Genomic DNA, 3,663 nt, shown 5'->3' with positions numbered 1-3,663 from the left:
AGTGCCGGGTTGTCCGCTGACCAGGTCCACAGCAGGCCGTTGGTGGGTTTGGCCGAGAACGTGGTGTCCGCTAGTCCTTGTGCCGCCAACTCCACGATCGTTTCGAATGCGGCCACACAGATCTGTTCGGGTGTCCGAGGATCCGGGGATCCGTCGGGTTGAGGTTTGGGCGCCGACAAGGTTTCCATCAAAGTACGGGTTTTCTCCCCGGCGATGATGTCGAGGTTCGCCGAGATCTCCAACCGTCCGTCGTCGGTGATGCGGTCGGTGTAGGAGTTGATCGTCTTGTCCTCGGCGGCCGGTAACCCGCCCGGTGTCTCGGCCGCCAACTCGTTCCCCAACTGTCGCGCGTAGGTGGTGATCTCGGCGGGGGGGAAGCCGGCGAAGTAGTGCGACAGCAGTTTCCGCAGGAATTCACACCGTTGCACGGTGTCGAGGGATTCTGGGGAGCGGGTGTCGATGTGCGCCAACCCGCGGACGATGGCGTCGGTGTGTTCGGACGAGATGGACCCATCCGCCGCGTGCGCGAGCAGCAGATCCACATCGGTGGTGGCGGCGACCCGTACGTACCGACCCGCGACGGCGGGTGCGAAACCCATGCTGATCAACAACTCCCGAAGCCGGGTGGTTTTGTGGTCGGCCACTCCCAGCCGGTCCATCTCGCCGGTGAGAGTGGTGGCGTGATGATCAACCAGGTTCCGCAACAACAGGACTTGCTTCATCGCACCGAAGGCTTATGGCCCGGTCATCTCCGGATTCCATTGCACGTCGCTGAGTTGGGCGACGATGTCGGCGAAGACTGCCTCGGCGTCAACGGTTTCCGCGTGGAGGACTGTAGTGGATTCGATCATGGGCCCCTCCCCGGTGGCTGATCGGTGTGATGGGTCCAGTCTACAGGAAAGTGTGTTCGATGCAAGCGGTATTCTTTGTCAATTATGCTTGTGGACAACGTGTTTCGACGCTGATTTTCTGTCGGTGGGGTGTGGTAGGGGGTGTGGTTTTTCGCTGCTTGAATATCCGATGTGGTTGGGATCGTTGTCTTCTCACTGGGTCTCGAGGAGGGGCTCGCGACGATCGGGTAGGGCGGGTTGCCCGACCACCGGGGGGAGGTTCTCGAGTATCAGGGAGGGCGGGTTGCCCGACCACCGGGGATAGACCGATGGTCGAGGTGCGAGGCGCGTGCGCCGAGCCTCGAGACCCCCTGCTACGGAACTGGTTTCGTATCCCGTGACGCCACGACCTCACCTCTTCACCCCATCCCGGTCGTCGGCCGTCGAGAACAGTTGCCACACCGGGCCGGTCACCAACCAGATGACGGTGACCACCCCGAGTATCCCGAATGTCCCACGGAGGTCGGCGGCTTGCTGATCGTCGGCCACGGTGACCGACAGGAGTAGCACCGCGCCCGCGGCGATCGCTGCCGCGATCAGCCACAGCCCGAACAGCACCAGTTCGTGGCGCATCGCGGCAGCGCCACCGCGAGGTGGTCGGGCCGGCGCCGGTGCACCGGCAAACCAGTGAGCGAAACGTGCGTCCGCCCAGGTGATGATCGAATGGCCGAAGGCCACGGTGACACCGAGGTAGATCCCGGCCAGCCGGTGCACCGTCGTCACCTCGGTGCCATGCGAAAGATCAACGGCCACAGCGGCGAGCAAGAACAGGTCCACCAACGGCACCAGCGCCAACACCACCGTCGACGCCCGGCGCCTGCGCAGGATGTACCGAATCGACAACCCGGCGCACACCAGCACCCAGAACCCGATCTCGCACCCGACGATGACCCACAGGACCGGTGACCGCAATACTTCATCTGTCATGTCACCACGGTGGCGCGCACACCAACCCGACCGCATCGGCCATCCCATCGAGCACTCCTGGGCCGGGAGAAGTCATCCTTTCGTCGGATGACCGGAATGTCGGCTCGTGCGACCATGGGTGCATGTGGCGACTTCCGGTGTCCCGCGCGATGCTCAACGACGCCGGCCTCACGCTGCTGTTCCTGGCCCTCGGCGTCAGCCTGTACGCGACCGGCCTCGGGGTGCTCGACGAGAACGCAAGCCCGCTACCGACGTGGTTCTGCATGGTCTCGCTGGGTATCGCGGCGTGCTTTCAACTGTGTCGTTCGCGGCATCCGGCCGTCGCGCTGACCGGGGTCAGTGCAGCACTGGCACTCGATTCACTGACCGTCCCGTCCATCGGGGTGTGGTTGGTGTTCTCCGACATCGTCTACTCCACGTGTGTCTACGGCGGTGCTCGCCTGGTCCGCGTGCTGTACGGGCTGGCCGCCGTCGTGGCGGTCGCGACGTTCTTGCTGGTCTCCGTGGTCGCCCACGATGACTGGCGGTTGCTCTTCATCTGTCTGCTGTGGTTGCTCGCACTGATCGGCTCGCCGCTCGCGTACGGGCTGGCCGTGCGCGAACACCGCAGCGCGTTGTCACTGGAACGCGAACACTCGCGGGCGATGGCCGAACTCGGCGAGCGCGAGCAGGTCGAGGCCGTCGCCGACGAACGGCGTCGCCTGGCCCGCGAACTGCACGACGTGATCGCCGGTCGGTTGTCGGCGATTGCGGTGCAATCGGCTGCGGCGCTGCAATATCCGGAGAACACCGCCCTCGCGGGGAAGGCTTTGGCCGCGGTCCGGGCGAGCAGCGTGGAAGCGCTGACCGAGATGCGCGGGCTGATCGATCTGCTCTCCGACGGCAGCGAGCACAGCACCGACGGCCGACACACCACTGCCGGTCTGCGACGTATCGATCGGTTGACCGAACCGATCGCCGAGTCCGGCACAGACATCGCCACGGAGATACCTGCCACGATCACCGCCGCCGACGGCATCGATGCGTTACCGCCGGTCGTCGACATCGCCGCGTTCCGCATCGTCGCCCAAGCGTTGACGAATGCCGCCACACATGCACCGGGACAACCGATCCGGGTGCGGATCACCCATGCGGACGACACGCTGGTCCTCGACATCTGTAATCGACTCGCCGCTCACCACGATCACCATCCGACCGGCGATCGTCACACCGGACGCGGCCTGGTCAACATGCGCACTCGCGCCCACGCGGTCGGCGGAAGGCTCTGCGTCGAGCGCGGCACCGACGAATTCCGGGTCACCGCAACACTTCCGACAACCTCCTCCGATGCACCGAGGATTCACCCGTGACGACGATCCTGATCGCCGACGACCACGCTGCCATCAGGTCCGGTCTGCGGATGATGCTCGAGCCGGCCGAGGGGATCGACGTCATCGGGGAGGCCACCGACGGCGACCAGGCGATCACCGGCGCCCGCGACCTGCGCCCCGACGTCGTCCTGATGGACGTCCGGATGCCCGGGACCGACGGCATCCGCGCCACCGAAGTGATTGTCGGCGAGGGAATCTGCCCGGTCGTCGTCCTCACGACGTTCGACCTCGACGAGTATGTCTTCGGCGCGCTGCGGGTCGGGGCGAGAGGATTTCTGCTGAAGACGGCGTCGGCGGAGGTCATCATCGATGCCGTCCGCGCCGTGGTGCGTGGTGACGCGGCATTGTCGCCGGAGATCACCCGCCGCGTTGTCGACGCGGTCCGGACCACGCCCGGCGGCTCACCCCCTCCCCCACCACCCACCGCTCTCGACGATCTCACCGCCCGCGAAAGAGATGTGCTGCGTTGCCTCGGT

Annotated in this window: 3 protein-coding genes and 1 pseudogene; 2 read left to right on the top strand and 2 right to left on the bottom strand. The window is 65.5% G+C overall.

The window, feature by feature from the left end; genetic code table 11:
• Positions 1-851: pseudogene (locus tag B1964_RS00990) on the bottom strand (HNH endonuclease); the annotation flags it as partial.
• Positions 852-1,241: 390 nt separating this feature from the next.
• Positions 1,242-1,817, bottom strand: coding sequence for a hypothetical protein (locus tag B1964_RS00985; RefSeq protein ID WP_253193837.1), 576 nt, complete (start codon positions 1,815-1,817; stop codon positions 1,242-1,244).
• Positions 1,818-1,939: 122 nt separating this feature from the next.
• Between B1964_RS00985 and B1964_RS00980 the strand changes: the two genes are divergently transcribed.
• Complete coding sequence (locus B1964_RS00980; RefSeq protein WP_079928458.1) at positions 1,940-3,166, top strand: histidine kinase; 1,227 nt, start codon at positions 1,940-1,942, stop codon at positions 3,164-3,166.
• Positions 3,163-3,663, top strand: a 501-nt coding sequence (locus tag B1964_RS00975) for a response regulator transcription factor (RefSeq protein ID WP_079928457.1), incomplete at its 3' end; no start/stop codon positions are given. The genes B1964_RS00980 and B1964_RS00975, both read left to right, overlap by 4 nt.

Origin of the sequence: Gordonia sp. i37 (assembly GCF_002043085.1) — a bacterium.
Classification (GTDB): domain Bacteria; phylum Actinomycetota; class Actinomycetes; order Mycobacteriales; family Mycobacteriaceae; genus Gordonia; species Gordonia polyisoprenivorans.
The sequence above is the reverse complement of the archived record's forward strand: the minus strand, read 5'-3'. Positions and strand labels throughout refer to the sequence as shown.